Origin of the sequence: Streptococcus oralis subsp. dentisani, from assembly GCF_003944205.1 — a bacterium.
Lineage (GTDB): Bacteria > Bacillota > Bacilli > Lactobacillales > Streptococcaceae > Streptococcus > Streptococcus oralis_BH.
Genome location: NZ_RJPH01000007.1, coordinates 45023 through 68712 on the forward strand (window position 1 = coordinate 45023; position 23690 = coordinate 68712).

The 23690-nt window shown below is 41.9% G+C and carries 26 protein-coding genes and 2 riboswitches; of the genes, 7 read left to right on the forward strand and 19 right to left on the reverse strand.

What is annotated here, in order from left to right; genetic code table 11:
- Window positions 1-2: 2 nt before the first annotated feature.
- Both D8805_RS06065 and D8805_RS06070 read right to left on the reverse strand, forming a co-directional pair.
- Complete coding sequence (locus D8805_RS06065; RefSeq protein WP_000360266.1) at window positions 3-566, reverse strand: TIGR01440 family protein; 564 nt, start codon at window positions 564-566, stop codon at window positions 3-5.
- A 243-nt stretch (window positions 567-809) separates the two neighbouring features.
- Entirely contained in the window at window positions 810-1550 is a 741-nt protein-coding gene (locus D8805_RS06070) for a MerR family transcriptional regulator (protein WP_000274767.1), read from the reverse strand.
- 251 nt (window positions 1551-1801) lie between these two features.
- Here D8805_RS06070 and D8805_RS06075 point away from each other — a divergent pair, with 251 nt between their 5' ends.
- Window positions 1802-3142, forward strand: a complete 1341-nt coding sequence (locus D8805_RS06075) for a sodium-dependent transporter (protein WP_125416190.1) — start codon at window positions 1802-1804, stop codon at window positions 3140-3142.
- Between the two features lie 42 nt (window positions 3143-3184).
- Here D8805_RS06075 and manA read toward each other — a convergent pair whose 3' ends face one another.
- Both manA and D8805_RS06085 read right to left on the reverse strand, forming a co-directional pair.
- The gene (gene manA / locus D8805_RS06080) at window positions 3185-4129 is read right to left on the reverse strand and encodes a mannose-6-phosphate isomerase, class I (protein ID WP_001294306.1); all 945 of its coding nucleotides are present in this window, start codon (window positions 4127-4129) and stop codon (window positions 3185-3187) included.
- A gap of 256 nt (window positions 4130-4385) precedes the next feature.
- Window positions 4386-4646, reverse strand: a complete 261-nt coding sequence (locus D8805_RS06085) for a SemiSWEET family transporter (RefSeq protein ID WP_001291475.1) — start codon at window positions 4644-4646, stop codon at window positions 4386-4388.
- 325 nt (window positions 4647-4971) lie between these two features.
- On the opposite strand from D8805_RS06085, the gene D8805_RS06090 reads away from it, so the two are divergent.
- Window positions 4972-5316 carry a lipopolysaccharide assembly protein LapA domain-containing protein gene (locus D8805_RS06090; RefSeq protein ID WP_000913393.1) on the forward strand — a complete coding sequence of 115 codons (345 nt, stop codon included), beginning with the start codon at window positions 4972-4974 and terminating at the stop codon, window positions 5314-5316.
- Window positions 5317-5481: 165 nt separating this feature from the next.
- Here D8805_RS06090 and D8805_RS06095 read toward each other — a convergent pair whose 3' ends face one another.
- The 5 genes from D8805_RS06095 to D8805_RS06120 all read right to left on the reverse strand — a co-directional run bounded on the left by D8805_RS06095 (window position 5482) and on the right by D8805_RS06120 (window position 11051).
- Window positions 5482-5829 (reverse strand): VOC family protein, encoded by a 348-nt coding sequence (locus D8805_RS06095; protein WP_125416192.1) that lies wholly within the window; start codon window positions 5827-5829, stop codon window positions 5482-5484.
- Between the two features lie 109 nt (window positions 5830-5938).
- Window positions 5939-7714 (reverse strand): pyruvate oxidase, encoded by a 1776-nt coding sequence (spxB, locus tag D8805_RS06100; RefSeq protein ID WP_125416194.1) that lies wholly within the window; start codon window positions 7712-7714, stop codon window positions 5939-5941.
- Between the two features lie 327 nt (window positions 7715-8041).
- A complete protein-coding gene (locus D8805_RS06110; RefSeq protein WP_125416196.1) occupies window positions 8042-10264 on the reverse strand; it encodes a heavy metal translocating P-type ATPase in 2223 nt (740 codons plus the stop codon).
- Between the two features lie 9 nt (window positions 10265-10273).
- Window positions 10274-10645 (reverse strand): cupredoxin domain-containing protein, encoded by a 372-nt coding sequence (locus D8805_RS06115; RefSeq protein ID WP_125416198.1) that lies wholly within the window; start codon window positions 10643-10645, stop codon window positions 10274-10276.
- Between the two features lie 10 nt (window positions 10646-10655).
- Entirely contained in the window at window positions 10656-11051 is a 396-nt protein-coding gene (locus D8805_RS06120) for a CopY/TcrY family copper transport repressor (protein WP_125416200.1), read from the reverse strand.
- A gap of 183 nt (window positions 11052-11234) precedes the next feature.
- Window positions 11235-11333: riboswitch (TPP riboswitch) on the forward strand.
- Window positions 11334-11417: 84 nt separating this feature from the next.
- Between D8805_RS06120 and thiD the strand changes: the two genes are divergently transcribed.
- Window positions 11418-12209, forward strand: coding sequence for a bifunctional hydroxymethylpyrimidine kinase/phosphomethylpyrimidine kinase (gene thiD, locus D8805_RS06125; RefSeq protein WP_125416202.1), 792 nt, complete (start codon window positions 11418-11420; stop codon window positions 12207-12209).
- 47 nt (window positions 12210-12256) lie between these two features.
- Here the strand turns inward: thiD and thiE are convergent, their stop codons facing one another.
- The 8 genes from thiE to lctO form a co-directional block, all read right to left on the reverse strand.
- Entirely contained in the window at window positions 12257-12889 is a 633-nt protein-coding gene (thiE, locus tag D8805_RS06130) for a thiamine phosphate synthase (RefSeq protein ID WP_125416204.1), read from the reverse strand.
- On the reverse strand, window positions 12882-13685 hold the full coding sequence (locus D8805_RS06135) for a hydroxyethylthiazole kinase (protein ID WP_125416206.1): 804 nt from the start codon (window positions 13683-13685) through the stop codon (window positions 12882-12884). Before D8805_RS06135 ends, thiE begins: the two co-directional genes overlap by 8 nt.
- Entirely contained in the window at window positions 13685-14209 is a 525-nt protein-coding gene (thiW, locus tag D8805_RS06140; RefSeq protein WP_001244067.1) for an energy coupling factor transporter S component ThiW, read from the reverse strand. The genes D8805_RS06135 and thiW overlap by 1 nt, the downstream gene beginning before the upstream one ends.
- 3 nt (window positions 14210-14212) lie before the next feature.
- On the reverse strand, window positions 14213-14905 hold the full coding sequence (gene tenA, locus D8805_RS06145) for a thiaminase II (RefSeq protein WP_125416208.1): 693 nt from the start codon (window positions 14903-14905) through the stop codon (window positions 14213-14215).
- Between the two features lie 10 nt (window positions 14906-14915).
- The gene (locus tag D8805_RS06150) at window positions 14916-15566 is read right to left on the reverse strand and encodes an energy-coupling factor transporter transmembrane component T (protein WP_125416210.1); all 651 of its coding nucleotides are present in this window, start codon (window positions 15564-15566) and stop codon (window positions 14916-14918) included.
- A gap of 1 nt (window position 15567) precedes the next feature.
- Window positions 15568-16953, reverse strand: coding sequence for an ATP-binding cassette domain-containing protein (locus tag D8805_RS06155; RefSeq protein ID WP_125416212.1), 1386 nt, complete (start codon window positions 16951-16953; stop codon window positions 15568-15570).
- Window positions 16954-17514 carry an ECF transporter S component gene (locus D8805_RS06160; protein WP_185774576.1) on the reverse strand — a complete coding sequence of 187 codons (561 nt, stop codon included), beginning with the start codon at window positions 17512-17514 and terminating at the stop codon, window positions 16954-16956.
- 157 nt (window positions 17515-17671) lie between these two features.
- A riboswitch (TPP riboswitch) is annotated at window positions 17672-17760 on the reverse strand.
- A gap of 148 nt (window positions 17761-17908) precedes the next feature.
- Window positions 17909-19045 carry an L-lactate oxidase gene (gene lctO, locus D8805_RS06165; protein WP_125416216.1) on the reverse strand — a complete coding sequence of 379 codons (1137 nt, stop codon included), beginning with the start codon at window positions 19043-19045 and terminating at the stop codon, window positions 17909-17911.
- 209 nt (window positions 19046-19254) lie between these two features.
- Here lctO and D8805_RS06170 point away from each other — a divergent pair, with 209 nt between their 5' ends.
- The 4 genes from D8805_RS06170 to D8805_RS06185 are packed head-to-tail and all read left to right on the forward strand — an operon-like array spanning window position 19255 to window position 22209.
- Entirely contained in the window at window positions 19255-19935 is a 681-nt protein-coding gene (locus tag D8805_RS06170) for an amino acid ABC transporter permease (protein ID WP_125416218.1), read from the forward strand.
- Window positions 19895-20572 (forward strand): amino acid ABC transporter permease, encoded by a 678-nt coding sequence (locus D8805_RS06175; RefSeq protein ID WP_125416220.1) that lies wholly within the window; start codon window positions 19895-19897, stop codon window positions 20570-20572. Before D8805_RS06170 ends, D8805_RS06175 begins: the two co-directional genes overlap by 41 nt.
- The gene (locus D8805_RS06180) at window positions 20573-21331 is read left to right on the forward strand and encodes an amino acid ABC transporter ATP-binding protein (RefSeq protein WP_125416222.1); all 759 of its coding nucleotides are present in this window, start codon (window positions 20573-20575) and stop codon (window positions 21329-21331) included.
- Between the two features lie 11 nt (window positions 21332-21342).
- Window positions 21343-22209, forward strand: coding sequence for a cysteine ABC transporter substrate-binding protein (locus tag D8805_RS06185; RefSeq protein ID WP_125416224.1), 867 nt, complete (start codon window positions 21343-21345; stop codon window positions 22207-22209).
- 59 nt (window positions 22210-22268) lie between these two features.
- On the opposite strand, the gene pyrE is transcribed toward D8805_RS06185, so the two are convergent.
- On the reverse strand, window positions 22269-22901 hold the full coding sequence (pyrE, locus tag D8805_RS06190) for an orotate phosphoribosyltransferase (protein ID WP_125416226.1): 633 nt from the start codon (window positions 22899-22901) through the stop codon (window positions 22269-22271).
- A gap of 42 nt (window positions 22902-22943) precedes the next feature.
- The gene (pyrF, locus tag D8805_RS06195) at window positions 22944-23645 is read right to left on the reverse strand and encodes an orotidine-5'-phosphate decarboxylase (protein WP_038805718.1); all 702 of its coding nucleotides are present in this window, start codon (window positions 23643-23645) and stop codon (window positions 22944-22946) included.
- Window positions 23646-23690 lie beyond the last annotated feature (45 nt).

The window sequence follows — 23690 nt, forward strand, 5'->3', positions numbered from 1 at the left end:
TCTCATATCTTTCTAATAGAATCTTGTGGATACTGGGCACGCGCACCCCCGATTAGCTTTGGACGACTAGCTAGAGCTGTTACATGGGCATGACCAATCTCACGCAAAACTGGTCGAATCGGAACCTGCACATGCTTGACATGCATGCCAATTGCGGTATCTCCGATATCAATTCCCGCATAAGCCGTGATGAACTCCACTTCAACAGGTGCTTTCATAAACTTAAAGGCAGCTAGCTGACCTGAACCGCCTGCATGAAGAGTTGGAAGGACACTGACGATTTCCAGACCAAACTGCTCTGCCACCTGGCGTTCAACAACGAGGGCACGATTGACGTGCTCACAGCCTTGAACAGCTAGGTGAATTCCTTTTTCTTCTAGGATATCTAGGATGGTCTTCACAATGATTTCCCCAATTTCTTGGCTTGATTCCTTGCCTATATGGCCGCCTAAAACTTCGCTAGACGAGAGTCCAAGGACAAAGAGAGCCCCCTCACGCAATCCAGCCTTATCCAAAACATCCTCAAGCACCTGCTGTGTCTCTGTTCCAATTCTATTTTTATCCATCACTCTTAACCTCATTTTTCTCCTACTATCATATCTTTTTTTACTGATTTTATCAAGGCGAACTAATCACTCAGAGTTGTCACTACAAAAACTTTAAAGAAGAATTTTCTTTTAGTAACAAAGTAAAGAGTCTGGGACAAGGATGCTTTTCAAAAAAGTAACAACTAAAATGACCTGTCCCCTAAAAAAGTTAAACAGAAGATTTAGCTTTTTTAGCGGAGCAGGACAAATCTCTAGCGATGCTTATTTTATCTGAGTTTGAACATAGTGGGCAATGACATCTGACGTGTACTGGGCTGTTCCAGAACCAAACTTGTCAATGTTTTGCTTAAACTCTGGGTTGTAGACGTAGCCTTTACCGATATGACCGAATACTTCAATAGAGCAGTCAAATCCATAAGTACGAATAGCTTGCAAGAGTTTGGCTGCTTCTTCTTGGTTTTCGACCGCTGTTGCAGCTAGTCCATTTTTAAGGTTTTGTGCCAAGGCTTGAAAAACTCGGTTGAAGGCGGCTGTGGCCTCTTCTTCGCGACCTTTTTGGCGTTCAAGCGCTTGGCCCATGACTTCTTGTCCATACTTCTCTACCGCCTCTTGGTGGTATTTTTGATTGTCTTGATAGCTAAATCCAGTGAATTTTTCCTCAATCGTCATTTTTCTTTCTCCTTTTTGTTCTTGAATGGTTTTTTGCAAGGTGGAAATCAAGGTATCCAGGTGTTGCCTTTCTCGAGTTAGATAATCCAACTGCCTAGTCAAATGGGGCAATAAATCTGTCCTTTCTGCCTTTAACAGCTCTGCTATTTTTTCTAAAGAAAAACCTAAATATTTATAATACAGAATAACCTGAAGGCGTTCCAAATCCTCCTGACTATAGGTTCGATAGCCGTTTTCCGACTTTAAGGGAACCAAGAGTCCTATCTTATCATAGTGGTGCAGTGTCTTGACAGAGACACCTGAAAGCTGCGCAGCTTCTTTTATATGGTACATGATTTCCTCCTTACAATCATAGTATATCCCCTCCCCTTAGGTCAGAGTCAAGTATTTCTACGAAAAATTTTTAACTTTTTGAGAAAGGTGTGAAAACTTGAAAATGGTTTTCTTGACAGACCTTTGAAAACATGATAGGATAGTCAAGTCTATCAATCAAACAGAAGGCTCATAAAGAGCCATTGAGAGAAGGCTATTTGACAACTCAAGTAGCCTTTTCTTATTTTAAAAAAGAGATTGGAGTTTCAACTATGTCAGAAAAATCGCAATGGGGCTCGAAACTAGGCTTTATTCTAGCATCTGCTGGTTCAGCCATCGGGCTTGGTGCCGTTTGGAAGTTCCCCTACATGACTGCTGCTAATGGCGGGGGAGGCTTTTTACTGGTCTTTCTCATCTCCACCATTTTAATCGGTTTCCCGTTACTCCTTGCTGAGTTTGCCCTTGGCCGTAGCGCTGGCGTTTCCGCTATCAAAACCTTTGGAAAACTGGGCAACAATAACAAGTACAACTTTATCGGTTGGATTGGTGCCTTTGCCCTCTTTATCCTTCTCTCCTTTTACAGTGTTATCGGAGGATGGATTCTAGTCTATCTAGGTATTGAGTTTGGGAAATTGTTCCAACTTGGTGGAACGGGTGATTATGCTCAGTTATTTACTTCAATCATTTCAAATCCAGCCATTGCCCTAGGAGCTCAAGCAGCCTTTATCTTATTGAATATCTTTATTGTATCACGTGGGGTTCAAAAAGGGATTGAAAGAGCCTCGAAAGTCATGATGCCCCTGCTCTTTATCATCTTTGTCGTAATCATTGGGCGCTCTCTCAGCTTGCCAAACGCCATGGAAGGGGTTCTCTACTTCCTCAAACCAGACTTTTCAAAACTAACTAGCGCAGGTCTCCTTTATGCCCTGGGTCAATCTTTCTTTGCCCTCTCATTAGGGGTTACAGCAATGTTGACCTATGCTTCTTACTTGGACAAGAAAACCAATCTGGTCCAGTCAGGGATTTCCATTGTAGCCATGAATATCTCGGTATCCATTATGGCAGGTCTAGCCATTTTCCCAGCCATGTCAGCCTTCAATATCCAGTCTGAAGGGGGACCAAGCCTGCTCTTTATCGTCTTGCCTCAACTCTTTGATAAGATGCCTTTTGGAACCATTTTCTACATCCTTTTCCTCTTACTCTTCCTCTTTGCGACAGTCACTTCTTCTGTCGTGATGCTGGAAATCAATGTGGGCAATATCACCAATCAGAACAACAGCAAGCGTGCTAAATGGAGTGCTATTTTAGGAATCTTGACCTTTGTCTTTGGAATTCCTTCAGCCCTTTCTTACGGTGTCATGGCGGATGTTCACATCTTCGGTAAAACCTTCTTTGATGCTATGGACTTCTTGGTTTCCAATCTCCTCATGCCATTTGGAGCTCTCTGCCTTTCACTTTTTACAGGCTATGTCTTTAAAAAGGCTCTTGCAATGGAGGAACTACACCTTGATGAAAGAGCATGGAAACAAGGACTTTTCCAAGTCTGGCTTTTCCTTCTTCGTTTTATCATTCCTATCATCATCATCGTGGTCTTTATCGCCCAATTTATGTAAATACAAAAAAGGACTTGAGAATATCTCTCAAGTCTTTTCTTTTTATGGATGACTGACAATCAATTCCAAACCTTGCCCTTCCAGAGTCCAAGCTTCAACATCACTTGGTAGGATAAAGTGGCTCCCTTTTTGGATTGGATAGTTTTTCCCGTCAACAGTTAGTTGACCTTGACCAGCCAAGACACTCAACAAGCTGTAGTCAGCTGTCTTTTCAAAGTTAACTTTTCCAGTAATTTCCCATTTGTAAACTGCGAAGAAATCATTGGATACAAGGAGAGTGGAACGTAGATCATCTGCTTTGACAGTGACAGGTCGGCTATTGGCAGGTTCTCCAATGTTTAAAACATCGATGGATTTTTCAAGATGAAGTTCACGCAAGTTGCCCTTGTCATCCTTGCGGTCAAAGTCATAGACACGGTAGGTAGTGTCACTAGACTGCTGGGTTTCAAGAATCAAGATACCTGCACCGATAGCGTGCATGGTACCACTTGGCACATAGAAGAAATCTCCAGCCTTAACTGGCACTTTTGTCAGTAAGGCATCCCAGTTCTTGTCCTCAATTTGCTGGCGGAGTTCTTCTTTTGACTTGGCATTGTGACCATAGATAATCTCTGATCCCTCATCCGCTGCGATGATATACCAGCATTCTGTTTTTCCAAGTTCGCCTTCATGTTCTAATCCATAGGCATCGTCTGGGTGAACTTGGACGCTAAGCCAGTCGTTGGCATCGAGAATTTTAGTTAAGAGAGGAAATACTGGTTCTGGACGGTTGCCAAACAACTCACGGTGTTCCGCATACAAAGTAGCAAGGTCTGTTCCCTCGTAGCGTCCATTGGCTACCTTAGAAACTCCATTTGGGTGGGCTGAGATAGCCCAGTATTCCCCGATTTTTTCACTTGGAATGTCGTAACCAAACTCATCACGTAGCTTGGTCCCACCCCAGATTTTTTCTTGCATAACTGATTGTAAAAATAATGGTTCTGACATGTCGATCTCCTGTCTGATTTTTCTCCCCTCATTATAGCAAAAAAAGAGTTCGAATTGAACTCTTTTTTCTATTTTATAAAGTAGGGAGAAGATTTTGTAAAAATAGTAACGAAACAATCTCTTACTTGATGGAGGAACCCCTAAAGCAGCAATCAGAAAGCTCGCTGTCAACGGCTATTCTCCTCAACTCTCATTAGACTTTCTTTACTTGAGAATCTATTTTTATGTACAAAAAAGACTGAAACCAGTCTTCTTTTTAAATCAAAGCTGTGATAGCCGTTACCAGACCAAAAATGATACCTGGCGCATTTGCAGCCGCAAGGGGAATATCTCTTTCTTTCTTGAAAAGACCGTAGTAAACCCAGAGACTACAGTTGATGGCTGCAACCAAGGGCTGGATAAAGTTCCCTTTTTGACCAGCCAGGTTGTTCATAATTTGCGGGAAGTAAGAGACGTACATCATAACAGACATGAAGGTCGCTACCCAACCCAAAACTTTCATTTGTTTTTCAGACATTTTCAAAACCTCTTTCATTTTTATGAATCATATTTTATAATCTTTTTTCAAAACAATCAAGTCTTTAAAACTTTTGTTATAAAGATATAAACTATCACAATCTTGTTATAAGAAAGAGGGAACAGAAAAAAGACCGAATTGCTCCGTTCTGTTTACTCAATCAAATATTAGAAAATGAATACTCCTTTTCAATGAATCGATTGATTGATGGTAAATAAGCCGTTAGAAATTATTGACAGTATCGAAATTTTCTAGTAAAATGAATTTTGTTAATACCTAAATGGTGTGTAGTTTTCTATCAACATAGTCAGGAGAAAAGGAACTTATGCTAAAAAAATTTAATGAATTGTCACTGAAAGATAAGGCTTATCTAATTGGCGGTTTGAGCTTATTAGTCATTGTGATCTCATTTGGTCTACTCAATCGTCAAACAGTAACTGTCAGTCTTGTCTTTACACAACTATCTGCTCCCTTGATTTTGGTGATTTTTACTTGTCTAGTAATCGGGATCATTGCTGGTAGTGCTATTGGTATTAGCTATCACCATAACAAGACTCAAGATCTGAGAAGCCGCATTGCTGAAGCAGAAGCGACTATCAATATAAAAGACAGGGAGCTTGTCCAGTACGAGGAACAGGTGCAACAATTAAAACAGGAAGCCAAACAATAAGTGTAGAAATCATAACCACCCGTGAAAACGGGTGGTTTTTTGTCTCGCACCTAACGGAGCGAGACGGACTGAAAGTCGCATAAATACAAAAAAGATCGAATTGCTCCGATCTTTTTAAGTTTCACTCCAAGAATGTTTAGATAAAAAATTTGATAATAGAATTACCTACTTCATACGATAAAAATCAATCACTAGACCAGCAGGCCCTTTAACTAATAAGGACTCTGTTCCCCAATCGGTTACAGTTGGTCCGTTTAAAACCTGGATACCAAGTTCTTTCAACCGTTGGTAATTCTGGTCTACATCCTCAACCTCGATATGAAGAATGATTCCTGACTGAAAATCTTCCAAAGGAATCAAATGATTTTGGGACAACATCAGACAGTGACTGCCAATCGTAAACTGAGCAAAACTGTCGTCAACATAATCGGCTTTTTTATCCAAAATACGCTCCAAGTCAGCACAGACTTGAGGAACTTCTGAAACGATAATATCTAATTGATTTAAATTCATTTACTATCCTCCATAAAAAGACCGGATTACTCCGATCTTTTCAAGTTCGACTCTTGAAAATCAAAGAATAAAATCTTCAATGTTTACTTTTGATTTTCGATGAGAGAAATTATTTGATTGCGCGTGATTGCAATCCTTCTTCTTCCAAGAAGAGGCGGAATGGTACGAGTTCTTCTGCTTCGTATTTTTCCTTGAAGGCTTTGATTGCTTCTTCTGAGTGTTGTTTTGGATCCAATTCAAGTACTTCTACTGGAAGTGGACGATGTTGAGAGATGCGAGCATCGATCACAACAGTTTTACCTTCTTTGTTCAATTTAACAGCTTCTGCAACAACTGCATCGATATCTTCGATACGGTCAACTGTAAATCCTACAGCACCTTGCGCTTCAGCGATTTTCGCATAGTCAGCATTAGGGAAGTCACAACCAAACAAGTGTTTGTTTGTGTCTTCGTATTTGTCCTTGATGAAGGCATATTTACCATTTGAGAAGACAACGTTGATAACTGGAAGGTCGTATTGAACGTTTGTGATAACGTCTGGGTAGCACATGTTGAATGCACCGTCACCCATGATGTTCCATACTTGGCGATCTGGATTGTCTTTCTTAGCAGCGATACCACCAGGAAGGGCAATACCCATTGTCGCAAAGAGTGGAGATGTACGCCACATGTTCTTAGGTGTCATGTGAAGGTGACGAGTAGATGTTTGAGTAGTGTCACCTACGTCGATTGAGTAGATAGCGTCTTGGTCAGCATGTTTGTTGATTGCATTGTAAACTTGATACAATTGCAATTCACCCTCAGTTTTACCTTCGATTTTGTTCATGTAATCACGCCAGTTTTGGTTGTTCTTAACGTTTGCACGCCACCATGGAGTAGATTCTACTGGGTTCACTTTGTCAAGGATAGCTTTAGCTGCTTGACCTGCATCACCAAGGATTGAAGCGTCTAGGGCATGACGTTTACCAAGTTTGTAAGGGTCGATATCCACTTGGATGAATTTTTCAGTATTCTTGAATGCTTGGTAAACTTCAGCAAATGGGAAGTTTGAACCAAGGAAAAGAACTGTGTCTGCTTCAAAGACCACTTCGTTGGCTGGCTTCCAACCAACACGGTAAGCAGAACCTGTCAAACCTTCGTAGTTCCATTCAAAGGCTTCAAAGTTTTTACCAGTTGTGATGATTGGTGCTTTGATTTTACGTGACAATTCAGTAATCACTTCACCAGCTTTGACACCACCGTAACCAGCGTAGATAACTGGACGTTCAGCATTGTTCAAGATTTCAACAGCTTTGTTGATTTCAACTTCGTTCAAGGCAGGAGCAATGAATGAACGTTCGTATGAACCTGAACCGTAGTATGAGTTTTCATCGATTTCTTGGAAACCAAAGTTTACTGGGATTTCAACAACAGCTGGACCTTTTTTAGAAACTGCAGCACGGCAAGCTTCGTCAATAACTTTTGGCAATTGTTCAGCGTAAGCTACACGTTTATTGTAGACAGCTACTCCGTTGTACATTGGATTTTGGTTCAATTCTTGGAAGGCATCCATGTTGAGTTCGTTAACTGGACGTGATCCAAGGATAGCAAGGAATGGAGTGTTATCCATAGCTGCATCGTAAACACCGTTAATCAAGTGAGTCGCACCTGGACCACCTGAACCAACTGCAACCCCGATTGAGCCACCGAATTTAGCTTGCATAACCGCAGCAAGAGCACCTGTTTCTTCGTGGCGAACTTGCAAGAAGCGGATATCTTTGTCTTCAGCCAAAGCGTCCATCAATGAGCTGAGTGTTCCTGATGGGATACCGTAGATTGTGTCTACGCCCCATGTTTTCAATACGTTGAGCATTGCTGCAGATGCAGTAATTTTCCCTTGAGTCATAATGATAACTCTCCTTCAAATATTTTTAAAACTTGATAAATCCGTTTTCATATACTAATTGGAAACGTTTCAGCAAATTTTTACTCTACTACTTTACCACATTTGTTTTGGGTCTCCTAAGAATGTGCTCAGAAGTTTTTATTCTCTATTACAGTACAGTTTGAAAACGTTTTATATAACTGTTTTATAATAATACTCAATAAAAATCAAAGAGCAAGCTAGGAAGCTAGCCGCAGGTTGCTCAATACACTGTTTTGAGGTTGCAGATAGAGCTGACGTGGTTTGAAGAGATTTTCGAAGAGTATAAAAAGCGAGCAAGCCCGCTTCTTAGTCTATCTTAGTAACGTTTAGCATGAGTGAACTAATCAAAACAGATACAGAACTAAAAGCCATGGCTAGACCAGCCAGTTCTGGATTGAGAACGAGACCAATTCCTGAAAAGACTCCTGCTGCAATCGGAATACCAATGAGGTTATAGATAGAAGCCCAGAAAAGATTGAGTAGAATACGATTAAAGGTCTTCTTACTCATATCAAAAGCACGTGCCAATCCTAGTAAATTGTTGGTTGTAAGGACAAGATCTGCTGATTCAATGGCAATATCTGTCCCAGAGCCCATGGCAATTCCGACATCCGCTACACTGAGGGCCGGCGCATCATTGATACCATCTCCAACAAAGGCCAATTTCCCATTCTTTTGAAGCTTGTGAATTTCATGTGCCTTTTCCTCTGGCAAGACATTTGCGATTACTTCTTCGATACCAATTTGCTCTGCAATCGCATGGGCTACTCCAGCATTATCTCCAGTAAGCATGACCGTTCTAAGACCACGTTTTTTCAATTTAGCAATAGCTTCTTTGGCATTTTCCTTAGGGACATCCTGCAAGGCAATTAAGCCTTTTAACTGACCATCCACGGATAGGAAGACAACTGTTTTTGCTTCTTTCTCAAGCAAATCAAATCGTTCTTGATAATCATGTGGAATAGCAAGGTCAGCTAAGAGCTTAGCATTCCCCAGCAAGACTTGCTTACCATTAATAATCCCAGTCACACCTTTTCCATGCAAGGCTTGGAAGTTTTCCACTGGGTGAAGGCTAATTCCTAGTTCAGATGCACGATTAACAATAGCTTGAGCTAGCGGGTGTTGAGATACATCTTCCAGTGAAGCAGCCAAACTTAGCACTTCTCCTTCATCTCCGATAACATCTGTCACTACTGGCTTCCCTTCGGTCAAGGTTCCTGTCTTATCAAAAACAACCGTTTGAACTTTTTGGATTTCCTGTAGAACTGTACCATTTTTGAGAAGAATCCCCATCTTGGCACTTCGTCCTGTTCCAACCATGAGTGCTGTTGGTGTCGCAAGTCCAAGAGCACAAGGGCAGGCAATAATCAAGACTGCAACACCATAGAGAAGCGACGTTACAAAACTTTCACCAAGAAAAACAAACCAGATCCAAAAAGTAAGGAGTCCTAAAATGACAACTGCTGGTACGAAAATTCCAGAAATCTTGTCTGTCAAATCTTGAATAGGAGCACGACTGGTTTGAGCTTTCTTCACAAAGTCTACAATCTGAGCCAACATGGTTTCAGAACCTACTTTTTCAGCTCTAAAAATGATCGTACCACTATTATTGATGGTTGAACCAATGACAGCATCTCCAACTGATTTATCGACTGGAATACTTTCCCCAGTTACCATTGATTCATCAATACTAGTTTCTCCTTCTATTACAGTCCCATCAACGGCAATTTTTTCACCTGGTCGAACGCGAATGAGATCCCCAACTTTGACTTGTTCTAGAGGTATTTGAACATAAACATCATCACGCAAAACCTCTGCTGTTTTTGCTTGTAGGTCTAATAATTTTTCGACTGCCTGCGAAGTATTTTTTCGCATTTTTTCCTCAAAAACTGCTCCCAAAAGAATGAAGAAGAGGATAAATGCAGCACTTTCAAAGTAAACGGGCAGACCAGTGAAGAGGGCAACTAAGCTATAGAAATAGGCCACTAGGGTTCCCAGAGCAACCAAGGTATCCATGTTGGAATTGTGCTTTTTAAAACTAGCCCAAGCGCTTCTGATATATGGAACTCCAGCTACCAGCATAATGGGGGTTGTGGCTATAAAGGTGCCCCAACGCATGACTTGGTGACTAATTCCTCCTGTAGACATCCCAATCATAAGAATCACAAGAGGCACAGTAAAGATACTAGTAATCCAAAAACGTTGTAAAAGTGACAAAGATTTTCGCGTCTTCTCAACGACTGTATAGCTTCCTTTTTGCATCTTCATGCCACAAGAAAATTCATGTTGCCCCAACTCTTGAGGTGTAAAACGAATTGTCTTCTCCTCGTCTACTCCGATTGGTTCCAAGATTCCTTCTTCTTCAAACAGAATTTCCTTATAACAGTTTGAAGGAGTTGTACGATGAAAGGTAATTTCAGCAGGGATCCCTTTTTGAAGCTGGATATGGGCTGGATGATAGCCTTTTTCAGCTGTGATTCGGATTTTTTGAATGCCATTTTCTAGGCTTGCTTTCACAATTTCTGTCATAGTCTCCTCCTACTCTACAATCATCTTGCCGTGCATCATATTCATGCCACAAGAGAAACCATACTCTCCAGCCTGCTCAGGTGTGATTTCCACTACATATTGTTCCCCCATAGGCAAGTCCGCATGCACTCCAAAGTCTGGAAAAACAATTTGATCCAGACAGGGTGAAGGGTCCTTACGGTCAAAGATAATGCGTGCTGGCACTGATTTCTTGAGAATAATCAACTCAGGCGTATAGCCCCCCATGACCTCCACTCGAATCTCTTGGTAGCCATTTTTTTGCTGGGCCTTTTGTCCAGATTTTTCTGGCTTTTTGAAAAACCAAAACAAGATAAACGCGATAAGGGCAATACAAATAATGGTTACAATACTATTTAACATGACGTCTCCTTTACATACAATTACATCTTACTTCAGCAACTGCGCTAGCTTTTTTCTCAGAAATCACAGTTTCCAAGTCTGCCAAATCAGCCTGAGTAAAATCACATTCCACAATCAAATCAGCCACTAACTGTTTCATCCTACGAGAACAAACCTTGTCTTTGATATCTTGAACAAGCAAGTCTCGACTTTGATCCAAAGTTAAAAGAGCTGAATAGACAAAGGACTTGCCCTCTTTTTTCCTAGTCAGGCACTCTTTCTCTACTAAGCGAGCCAAAAGAGTTTGAACAGTGGACTTGGACCAGTTAAACCGCTCTGCCAGAACCCTGATCAAATCCGTGCTAGTTTGCTCACCTTGCATCCAAACAATCTTCATAACCTGCCATTCTGCATCTGAAATCTGCATCAGCACACCTCCAAAATCTACATTTGTCAATTATGACTCTAAGTATACTCTTAAAATCTACATTTGTCAATTATGAAATGAATCTTTTCTTTGAAAAATAGAATTTTAAGCATTTGATAAAGAATTTGCAGTCAAATTTTACTATATAAACTATAAAAATATGCTATACTGTAGAAAAAAGAAAACAACCACTAGGGGTGCGTAAAGCTGAGATTAACGACTGTTAGATCCCTTTGACTCAATCTAGGTAATGCTAGCTGATGGAAGTGGAAATGATAATGAGGACTAGCTGGTCTTCTATTGCTTTCCTGAAACAGACTAGCTTGTTCTTAAGAATACAAACTTCAGTTGGTTGGGAGGTTTTAGATGACTTATTTACCCGTTGCTCTAACTATTGCAGGGACTGACCCTAGTGGCGGTGCTGGCATTATGGCTGATTTAAAGTCATTCCAAGCTAGAGATGTCTATGGAATGGCCGTTGTGACAAGTCTTGTCGCTCAAAATACCAGAGGCGTTCAATTAATCGAGCACGTCTCCAACCAAATGCTGGAAGCTCAATTGGAGAGCGTCTTTTCGGATATCAAGCCTCAGGCTGTAAAAACAGGGATGTTGGCAACTACTGAAATCATGGAGATCATCCAACCCTATCTTAAAAAGCTGGACTGTCCCTATGTGCTTGACCCTGTTATGGTCGCTACGAGTGGGGACACCCTGATTGATTCTAGTGCCAGAGACTACCTAAAAACAAATCTGCTTCCCCTTGCAACCATTATCACTCCAAATCTTCCTGAGGCAGAAGAGATTGTTGGTTTTTCGATTCATGATCCAGAAGACATGCAGCGTGCTGGTCGCCTGATTATAAAAGAATTTGGTCCTCAGTCCGTTGTTATCAAAGGTGGCCATCTTGAAGGCGGTGCCAAGGATTTCCTCTTTACCAAGGAGGAACAATTTGTCTGGGAAAGTCCAAGAATTCAAACTTGTCACACCCATGGTACTGGATGTACCTTTGCTGCAGTGATTACGGCTGAACTAGCCAAGGGCAGAAGTCTTTACCAGGCAGTTGATAAAGCCAAGGCCTTTATCACAAAAGCCATCCAAGACGCTCCCCAACTCGGTCATGGTTCTGGACCAGTCAACCATACAACTTTTAAAGATTAAGAAAAAACTCTCTAGTTCCCTCAATAAGGAAATTAGAGAGTTTTTGATTAGGAAACAATGTCATCTAGCTTTGTTAAAAAGGCTTGTGTTTTTGCCTCAATATCTTCTGCCTGCATCAAATCACGTACGACAGCTACTCCAGCTATACCCGTGCCAATAAGTTGGTCAATATTCTCTGACGTCAGGCCTCCGATAGCAACTACTGGAATGGCGACCGTTTGGCAAATTGTTTTCAAGGTTGAAATCAGGGTAATGGGTGCATTTTCTTTGGTCGTAGTCGGGAAAATGGCTCCTGTTCCCAAGTAATCCGCACCCCATGTTTCTGCTTCGAGAGCTCTTTTAACTGTTTTAGCAGTGACACCGAGGATTTTTTCAGGACCCAAGACTTTGCGGGCAACCGAAACTGGTAGTTCATCGTCGCCGATATGCAGACCTGCTGCATCGACTGCAAGACAAACATCCAACCGATCATCGATAATCAAGGGGAGCTGATAGGCATCTGTTATTTCTTTGACTTGTTTTGCCAAGTGATAGTATTGATTGGTGGTGAGATTTTTTTCTCGTAGTTGGATAATAGTAACACCTGAACGGCAGGCTGTCTCAACTTTTTCAAGAAAGTTTTCCAAGGAATCTTGGTAGCGATTGGTTACTAGATACAGTTTAAGTACTTCTCTATTCATAAAAGTCTCCTTTGATGGCTTCTAGCCAATTTTCGTTTCTTTTTAGGAGAGAGAGTTGATTGAGAACTTGGTAACGAAAATCTTCCAATCCCATTCCTTGAACAACTATTCTCTCAGCAGCGATATTGAGATAAGAGACCGCTAGACAAGAAGCTTCAAAGGCAGTCTTTCCTTGGCTAAGAAAAACAGCTGTCAAGGCTCCAACTAAGTCTCCTGTCCCTGTTATCCAGTCTAATTCTGCACAGCCATTTCCCAATACAGCAACTTGATTTTCTGAAACGATGAGGTCCTTGGGTCCAGTGACTAAAAATGACATACCAGGATAAAGCTGACACCAGTCTTTCAAGACTTGAAGCAAATCCTCCGTTTCTTGATCTTTAGCACTCGCATCAACTCCAACTCCATGGTGCTTTAAGCCAACAAGACTTCGGATCTCTGACATATTTCCTTTAAGGACCGTGGGCTTGTATTCTAAAAGATCTGTGACTAGATCCTTACGAATGGGTGATGCTGCTACGCCAACCGCATCTACTACCATTGGGAGACAAGCTTGAGCTGCATAAGTAGCTGCCATGCGGATTGCTTTCTCCTTCTCAGCTGACAAATGCCCCAAATTGATGAAGAGAGCTTGGCTTTGTTTGGTAAAATCAAGGACCTCACGGGGATCATCTGCCATGACAGGTTTAGATCCCAGAGCCAAAATGCCATTGGCCAGCATCTCACAGGAAATCTCATTGGTGATGCAATGAATTAAGGAGCTAGAGCTCAGAGGAAAGGGATTTGTAAATTCCTGCATCAGTCTATCCTTTCTCCAAAGAAATATCCTTGTACTTTTTTAAAGAATTCCTGCTTGATTAAAAATCGAAAGGCAAGAAAAGCTATGGCTGTACCGATCAAGGTCGCTCCGAAAAATCGCGGAGTATAGATAAACCAGCTGAGCTTGGCCGCAGATCCCGTAAAGAGAACCATGACAGGATAGGAAACAATGGATCCGATAATCCCTGTTCCCAAAATCTCTCCTAGGGCAGAATAATGAAATTTTCGACCGTACTTATAAAAGAGACCTGCAAGGAGGGCTCCAAAAGTAGCTCCTGTGAGGGCCAAGGGCGGAATGCCTTGAGTAGACATACGGATAAAGGCTGTGACTGTAGCCATGACCAAGGCATAAACAGGCCCCATCAAGATTCCTGCAAGAATGTTGACTACACTGGACATTGGTGCCATTCCTTCAATTCGAAAGATGGGTGTAAGAACTACGTCAAGGGCAATCATCATGGATAAAATGGTTAATTTGTGAACTTGAAGTCGGTGGTTTCTCATTTTCTATTTCTTCTCTTTTCCTAAGGACTGCAAATCACTCGTCCATGTTTGGTGTTGGTAAGCCATCTCCCAAAACTTGGCTTCCATGTGAACACTGATGTGGAAGGCATCTAGCATTTTTTGTTTGTCCGTCTCATTGCTTTCTCGATAGAGTTGATTGACCAGCGCTTCTTCCTCTTTAATCTGCTGTTCTAACTCATCGGTGATATAGGTCTCAATCCACTGCTGATAAAGAGGATTCGGGGATGGTTTGCGATTAAGTGCCTTTCCCAAATCATGGTATAACCAAGGACATGGGAGCAAACTAGCAAAAGCAATGCCCAAGTTTGGCTCTGCAAATTGCCGATAAATATGAGAAATGTAATGATAACAAGTTGGGGCAATCGGTTGCTCATCCATTTCCTGGTCACTGATTCCTAATTCCTTGAAAAATTGTTGGCGGATAAACAACTCACCCTCCACTAGACTCTGGGCATTTTGTTTCAAGAGTCTTTTCATCTTCTCGTTTGAAGTCTTATCAGCCAAGAGGTGATAGGCTTCTGAAAAAGACTTCAGATAATAAGCATCCTGAATTAGGTAATAGCGGAAAATAGAAGGTTCTAAATTTCCCTCTTGTAATTGTAAAATAAAGGGATGATGAAAAGAAGTATGCCAAGCTTCCTTGGATAATTCCATCGCAATATCTGTAAATTCCATAATAACTCCTTTATAAAAATAGACTGGTTTGAAGCAATAAAAAGAAAAGCAGGTAGATTAATTTTGTTTTTTTAGGAATATAAAAAGTCCGATAGCTATTCTCCACCTGTGCATGTTCGTCATATCCATGCGCCGACAGAGCTCTCAGATAAAGATGGCGCCACCTAAAGACTGTCATCAGAACCTTGCTGTAAATCAAGGGAGACCAAACATGCAGTTCTTGACCACGTAATAGGCAAGCTTCTTTGAGGGACTTGATTTCTTTCTGAATAAGGGGAAAGGAATTAAATACCACAATCAAGGCATAAGCCCAAGACCGTGATAACCCCTTTTGAGCTAAGTACAAAAGAAGCTCTTTTAGGGAAATAGAGGAAACAAAGACAAGACCAATACAAACGGTCACAAAGGCCCTCGTTCCAAGTATCACTGCCTGCGAAGCATCCCCATGTAACTGTACTGCCCAATAGTTAGCAAAGGATGGCAAAATGGCGAGCAGAATCATCCAAGTCAACATTTTAAATCGACGGTAATAGAGTAAAAAGAGTATGCAAAATACGGCTACCGAAAGATTCAGAGCAATCGAGGGAATGAATGATGTTTCCAAGGATAAAATTAGAAAGAAGAGGCTGATAACCGGTGTCTGGGTTGCTACTTTGATCATACTACTTCACCTCCCCTTGAGTATTCCTACTCATAAAACTGAGAGGTTTGCTGATGGTCACTTCTTGAAGGTAGCTGAGACCCTCACTAGTCATCTCGATCCAATAATCGACCACAGAAATCAAGGGATCTAAACGATGGCTAATGATCAAAAAACTTCTTCCTTGATTTCTGTCCTCCAAAATCCACTTGCAAAAATAATGGCAAGCTCTATCATCCAAACCAGCAAATGGTTCATCTAGCAAAATCACAGACGCCTTGCTGGTCAAGATGGTCAAAAGCTGAAGAATCTTTTGTTGGCCACCACTTAATTGATAGGGACTCTTATCAAGCGCCTGCTCCAGATCAAAATATCGTAGAGTCTGGAGAATTCGCTGATTTCTTCCAGAATCAGGTCCATCTAATTGAAGCTCTTCTCGCAGACTGACTCGGATAAACTGTTTCTCAGCTTCCTGAACGACACCCGTCAGGTCACGATACAGGCTCTTTTTCTTTTTTAGGACAGAACCCTTCCAAGTAATGCGCCCTTTATACTTCTGAAATTGAAGAATAGAGCGAAAGAGAGTTGATTTCCCAACACCATTATCACCCAAGATACAGGAAATTCCTTGGTAAAACGTAAAATCAGCAATCGAAAAGAGGGGGCGATGATCCAGCTCACAAGTCACACGGTCCATATGGAATAGTTCTGGGTTAGAAGCAACTTCCTTTGAAGCAACCTGTGTCATCTCAGAGGTAGGGATTTGAAACACTTCCCTCAGTTGTCCGTCTCTTAGCTCCACCATATGGTCGATGTAGGCTCCATAGTCCGTTAAATCATGGTCGCACAAAATAACTGTCTTCCCATTAGAGGCCAAGTCTTTTAGAATCTCTAAGATCTCTATCCTACTTTTTCGGTCAATGGAAGCAAAGGGTTCATCCAAGAGATAAACCCTAGGATTCATGGCAAAGAGAACAGCCAAAGCAGCCTTTTGTTTTTCCCCACCTGATAAGTGATGGATGGGACGGTGTAAGATTGTCTCGCAACGACATTGCTGGACCACCTCTGCGATTTTAGCATCAATCTCTTGCACAGGATGCCCGATATTCTCCAAGGTAAAAATCAGCTCCTCAAACAAGTTCTCCATGGTAAATTGGTGATTGGGATTTTGAAAGAGAATGCCAACCGTCTGGACACGTTCGACGATAGAAAGCTGACTGACTTGGCTTCCATCTATCAGGACTTGACCACTGTAGGGCAAGGAACTGACTTGAGCAATGATTTGAAAGAGACTGGATTTTCCTGAACCACTGCTCCCAACTAACAAGGTAAAAGCTTGCGCATGAAAAGTAAAATCAATCGGCTCCGAAAAGATTGGGGACTGAATCCCCCGTAGTTCCAGCCCCATCTATGCCTTTCCTCCAGCTGCAAACTGATGATAGAGTTTGACAATGGCACGAACCAAGATGGTACAGAAGAAAAAGACAGAAATAAAACGAACCACAAGCAAGGAAAGGACAAAAGGAAGAGAAAAGGCATAGTAACCTAATTTAATGTATTCATAGACAAAGCTAAAAAGCGTAATCCCAATACTATTAGCAGTTAGAGAGAGCCAACTTTCATAGCGATTCTTGGTTACGAGAAAACCAAATTCACTTCCCAAACCTTGAACCAAGCCAGACAAAAGAGCGCCTAGACCGAATTGGCTACCATAAAGGACTTCAGCAAGCGCAGCGAGCACTTCTCCAATCGTTGCACTTCCGACTCTTGGAACAAAGATGGCCGCAATGGGCGCAGCCATACACCAGAGACCAAAGAGGATTTCATTGGCAAAGGCCTGCAAACCAAGAGGGACCAAGATCAGGGTGAGGATATCAAACAGATAGCCCGAACCCACAAAAACGCCACCAAAAAAGATAGACAAGAAAGCAAGCAAGATAACATCTTTTAACTGCCATTTTTTCAACATAAAAAACTCCTTTTTTAAAGAAAATTGGGGCATTCAAAGAGAGCTACCAAAAGGCTTGCCGTCAAGCCTATCCTCTTTTGATAAACAAAAAAACTCCAATTACAAACGAGAATTAGAGTTTACCTTACAAGATTAGACAGTTCTTTTCGACATACGAAAAAAACTTTTCACATTTCCCTTCGCCAGTCTTAACTGTATCAGGTTCAATGGGTATCATCTCAGCCTAAAGCACCCCAAATGTCTTTATTATTTTATTACTGGACCAGTATAACAGAATTTGAAAGCCCTAGCAAGATATTTGACTGAAAAATATATTTATATAGTTTCTGATAACGATTTAATCTTTCTATACACGAAGAAAAATCTCCACATCAAATGGAGACTTTCTACTTTATCAATACAACTTCAAATCACGTGAATCAACTGGGAAGGATGGATTGTATGGATTGTGACGCAGTTTGAAGTGTTTGACATCTTCAATAGTCTGAGTTCCAGATAACTGCATGACTGTCTTCAATTCTGCATTCAAGTGTTCAAAGACTTGACGTACACCCACACTACCACCAAGAGCCAAGCCATAGATCACAGGGCGGCCAATAGCTACCAAGTCTGCTCCTGAAGCCAAGGCTTTAAAGACGTGCTGACCGCGACGAACACCAGAGTCAAAGACAATTGGCACACGTTTATCAACTGCTTCAGCGACTTCCTGAAGTGAGTCAAAGGATGCTGGTCCACCGTCGATTTGGCGGCCACCGTGGTTGGTTACCCAGATACCAGAAGCACCTGCGGCAAGCGAACATTCAACGTCTTCACGGCATTGTGGCCCCTTGACATACACAGGAAGACCTGAGTATTCAGCGATAAATTCGACATCACGTGGAGACAAGCGTTGTTTGGCTGATTTGTAAACAAAGTCCATTGATTTTCCAGCACCTTCTGGCAGGTATTCCTCAACAATCGGCATGCCAACTGGGAAGACAAAACCATTGCGCTTATCGACCTCACGATTCCCCCCTACAGTTGCATCCGCCGTCAAGACAATCGCTTTGTAGCCTTCAGCCTTCACACGGTCCATGATATGGCGGTTAATGCCGTCATCCTTACTAAAGTAAAATTGGAACCAATGAGGTGTCCCTTGAAGAGCTTCCGTAATTTCTGGAAGGTCAACGGTAGAGTAGGAACTAGTTGTATAAAGAGAACCAAATTCATGCACACCACGCGCAGTAGCCACTTCACCTTGTTCATTTGCTAATTTATGAGCCGCAACAGGCGCCATAATAATTGGTGAAGATAATTTTTCACCTGCAAATTCAATCTCTGTACTTGGATTTTCAACATCGCAAAGCGTATGCGGAACGATGAGTTTGTGGTTAAAGGCACGGATGTTCTCGCGTAAAGTGAAAGTATCCTCTGCTCCACTAGCGATATAACCAAAGGCAGCTTTAGGAATGACTTGTTGCGCCATTGGCTCCAAATCATAAGTGTTAATAAAATCTACAGGTCCTTCTGCATTGCTTGTTTTATATGACATAAAGTGTCCTCCTTATTAAGTAAGCGTTTACTTTATCTTACATAAACTATCTTACCTCTTTTTCAGAATCCTTTCAAAAAATTTGTCTGGAAATTTCAAATCACAGACATGATAAATATTTTCTATCATTGTGATAAAAAATTCATATTATCCAAACATGCCCTTTAGTGCTACAATAACTTTATTATTCCTAGATGGGAGGTTCTATTTTGGATTGGTCCATTGTTGAACAATATTTACCACTCTATCAAAAGGCATTCTTTCTGACCCTACATATCGCAGTTTGGGGAATTTTGGGTTCTTTTCTTGTTGGTCTAATCGTTAGTGTCATTCGCCATTATCGCGTTCCTATTTTGGCGCAAGTAGCGACAGCCTATATAGAATTGTCACGAAACACGCCCCTTTTGATTCAGCTCTTCTTCCTCTACTTCGGACTTCCTCGGATTGGGATTGTCCTTTCCTCAGAGGTCTGCGCCACCCTTGGTCTTATCTTTTTGGGAGGTTCCTATATGGCAGAATCCTTCCGAAGTGGGCTAGAAGCAGTTAGTCAAACCCAGCATGAGATTGGCTTAGCGATCGGTCTGACACCCGTTCAGGTTTTTCGCTACGTGGTCTTGCCACAAGCCACAGCAGTGGCTCTGCCGTCCTTCAGTGCTAATGTGATTTTCTTGATTAAGGAAACCTCAGTTTTCTCTGCAGTTGCTCTAGCCGATCTCATGTATGTTGCTAAGGACTTGATCGGGCTTTACTATGAGACAGACATTGCACTGGCTATGTTGGTAGTGGCTTATCTGATTATGCTTCTACCTATATCATTGCTCTTTAGTTGGATAGAAAGGAGGCTCCGCCATGCAGGATTCGGGAATACAAGTACTCTTTCAGGGAAATAATCTCCTGCGGATCTTACAGGGATTGGGAGTCACGATTGGGATTTCCATCCTCTCTGTCCTCTTATCCATGATTTTCGGTACGGTTATGGGAATCATCATGACCTCTCATTCTAGAGTCGTTCGCTTCTTGACACGTTTTTATCTAGAATTCATCCGTATCATGCCCCAACTGGTGCTACTCTTCATTATTTATTTCGGCTTGGCTCGAAACTTTAATATCAACATCTCAGGCGAGACTTCTGCTATTATCGTTTTTACTCTCTGGGGAACAGCTGAGATGGGGGACTTGGTGCGCGGAGCCATCACTTCCCTTCCCAAACATCAGTTTGAAAGCGGACAGGCGCTTGGCTTAACAAATTTCCAACTTTACTACCATATCATCATTCCACAGGTCTTGAGAAGATTGCTTCCGCAGGCCATCAACCTTGTCACTCGGATGATCAAAACCACCTCTTTGGTTGTTTTGATTGGGGTTGTTGAAGTCACAAAAGTGGGACAGCAAATCATTGATAGCAATCGCTTGACCATCCCAACTGCTTCCTTTTGGATTTATGGGACCATCCTGGTCTTGTATTTCGCAGTTTGCTTCCCCATTTCCAAACTATCTACTCACTTAGAAAAACACTGGAGGAACTAAATGTCTGATACTATATTAGAAATCAAGGATCTAAAAAAATCCTTCGGAGATAATCCCATCCTCCAAGGACTTTCCATGGATATCAAAAAGGGGGAAGTTGTCGTCATTCTAGGACCATCTGGTTGCGGGAAAAGTACCCTACTTCGCTGTCTCAATGGCTTAGAAACCATTCAAGGTGGAGACATTCTTCTTGATGGCCAGTCCATTATTGGAAACCAGAAAAACTTTCACCTGGTTCGTCAAAAGATTGGCATGGTCTTTCAAAGTTATGAACTCTTTCCCCATCTGGACGTTCTGCAGAACCTTATCTTAGGTCCTATCAAGGCACAAGGACGGGACAAGAAAGAAGTAACGGAAGAAGCATTGCAACTACTGGAACGTGTGGGTTTGCTTGATAAAAAACACAGTTTCGCTAGACAATTATCTGGTGGACAGAAACAACGAGTGGCGATTGTCCGTGCCCTTCTCATGCATCCAGAAATTATCCTCTTTGACGAAGTGACGGCTTCGCTGGATCCAGAAATGGTGCGTGAAGTTCTGGAACTCATCAATGATTTGGCTCAAGAAGGGCGTACCATGATCTTGGTGACCCACGAAATGCAGTTTGCCCAAGCCATTGCGGACCGCATTATCTTTCTTGACCAAGGGAAGATTGCTGAAGAAGGAACTGCTCAAGAATTCTTCACTAATCCTCAAACCAAACGAGCACAGGAATTTTTAAACGTATTTGACTTTAGCCAGTTCGGCTCATATCTATAAAGGAGATTTTTATGAAACTACTCAAACCAATTCTAACTGTTTTTGCTCTAGCATTTGCGCTTATCTTTGTCACAGCTTGTAGCTCAGGTGGAAGCTCTGATGCTTCATCAGGAAAAACAACCGCCAAAGCCCGCACTATCGACGAAATCAAAAAAAGCGGTGAGCTTCGAATCGCCGTATTTGGAGACAAAAAACCATTTGGTTATGTTGACAACGACGGTTCTTACAAAGGTTACGATATCGAATTGGGAAATCAACTAGCTCAAGACCTGGGTGTTAAGGTTAAATACGTTTCAGTCGATGCTGCCAACCGTGCTGAATATTTGATTTCAAACAAGGTTGATATCACCCTTGCCAACTTCACAGTTACCGACGAACGTAAGAAACAAGTTGACTTTGCCCTTCCTTACATGAAAGTTTCCCTCGGTGTTGTGTCACCAAAAGATAAGGTCATCAAAGACGTTAAAGAATTAGAAGGCAAAACCTTGATTGTCACAAAAGGAACCACTGCTGAAACCTACTTTGAGAGAAATCACCCAGAAGTCAAACTTCAAAAATACGACCAATACAGTGATGCTTATCAAGCTCTTCTGGACGGACGTGGAGATGCCTTCTCGACTGACAATACTGAAGTCCTAGCATGGGCTCTTGAAAATAAAGGGTACGAAGTAGGGATTACTTCTCTCGGTGGCCCAGATACCATTGCACCAGCAGTTCAAAAAGGAAACCAAGAATTGCTTGACTTCATCAATAAAGATATTGAAAAATTAGGCAAGGAAAACTTCTTCCACAAGGCCTATGAAAAAACACTTCACCCAACCTATGGTGACGCTGCTAAGGCAGATGATCTAGTTGTTGAAGGTGGAAAAGTTGACTAATATTTTCCGAAAATAAAAAGAAATCAGGTAATCCTAGTGACTACCTGATTTCCAATATTTTAGGCATTTTGCCAATTTTCTTGGTCTTCTTTGAATCGTTTTAAGAGATCCAATCCCTCTGGTGTGATGTAGCCTTCTTCCTGAGCTAGGTGGATGAGCTCGCTGTAGTTTGAGAGAGTCACCAGTTTCACGCCTGCATTTGCAAAGTTCTTATCTGCTTTTGCTAGTTGATAGCTAAAAATGGCTACTACACCGAGAACATCTGCTCCTTCACGCTTGGCAGCTGCTACCGCTTCGAGAACTGACCCACCCGTTGAAATGAGATCTTCAACAACAACCATCTTTTGCCCCTGGGCTACACGGCCTTCGATTTGGTTTCCGGCTCCATGGTCTTTTGGCTTGCTACGGATATAGGCAAATGGTAGATTCATCTTGTCTGCGATGATAGCTCCGTGTGGAATCCCTGCTGTCGCTGTACCAGCAATGACTTCTACCTCTGGAAAGGCTGCTTTGATAGCATCCACAAAACCATTTTCAATCAAGGTACGGGTTTCTGGATAAGCTAGCGTTACACGATTATCCGTATAGATCGGTGACTTAATACCAGATGCCCAAGTGAAAGGCTCTTCTGGTTTGAGATAAACCGCTTGAATTTTCAATAGATGGCTAGCAATGTCTCTGGCAAGTGTCATGGTATACTCCTTCTTATCCTTAAATCTATAGTCAAATACGCTTTAGACCCAATCGCGTGTCCATTCTTCCTTGATAGCATGGTAGGCTGCTACAGGGTCTGCTGCCTGTGTGATTGGACGGCCTACTACAATGTAGTCACTACCGATTTGATAGGCTTGGCCAGGGGTCACTACTCGTTTTTGATCCCCTGCTTCAGCACCTGCTGGTCGAATACCTGGTGTCAAGCAGATAAAATCTTCGTTTGTCGCCTCCTTGATGAGTTGGGCTTCTTGGGCTGAGCAAACCACTCCATCCAATCCAGCTTCAGCTGTTTTCTTAGCATAGTGAATCACTGATTCCTGCAGGCTAGTTTGGATATTTTGACAGTCTTGCATCTGTTCTTCAGATGTTGAGGTTAATTGGGTCACCGCGATAAGAATCCCTTGATCACCAAGGCCTTCACGCGCAGCCTGCATCATCTCAAGTCCACCTGCAGCCTGAACATTAGTCATATCCACCCCAAGACTAGACAAGATTTTCATGGTTGATTTAACCGTATTTGGAATATCATGTAGCTTGAGGTCCAAAAAAACACTGTGCCCCAATGATTTTAAATAACGCACAACTTCGGGACCTACTGCATAGTAGATTTCCATTCCTACCTTGACATAGAGTTTTTCCTCTGCTGGAAAAAGGGCTAAAAATTCTTTGGCTTCCTCGAAACTTGGAAAATCCAGAGCAATGACCGGACGACTCTCACGCATTCTTTTCTCCTATTCTTTGCTAACAGTCCATTGCTCAAAAAAAGG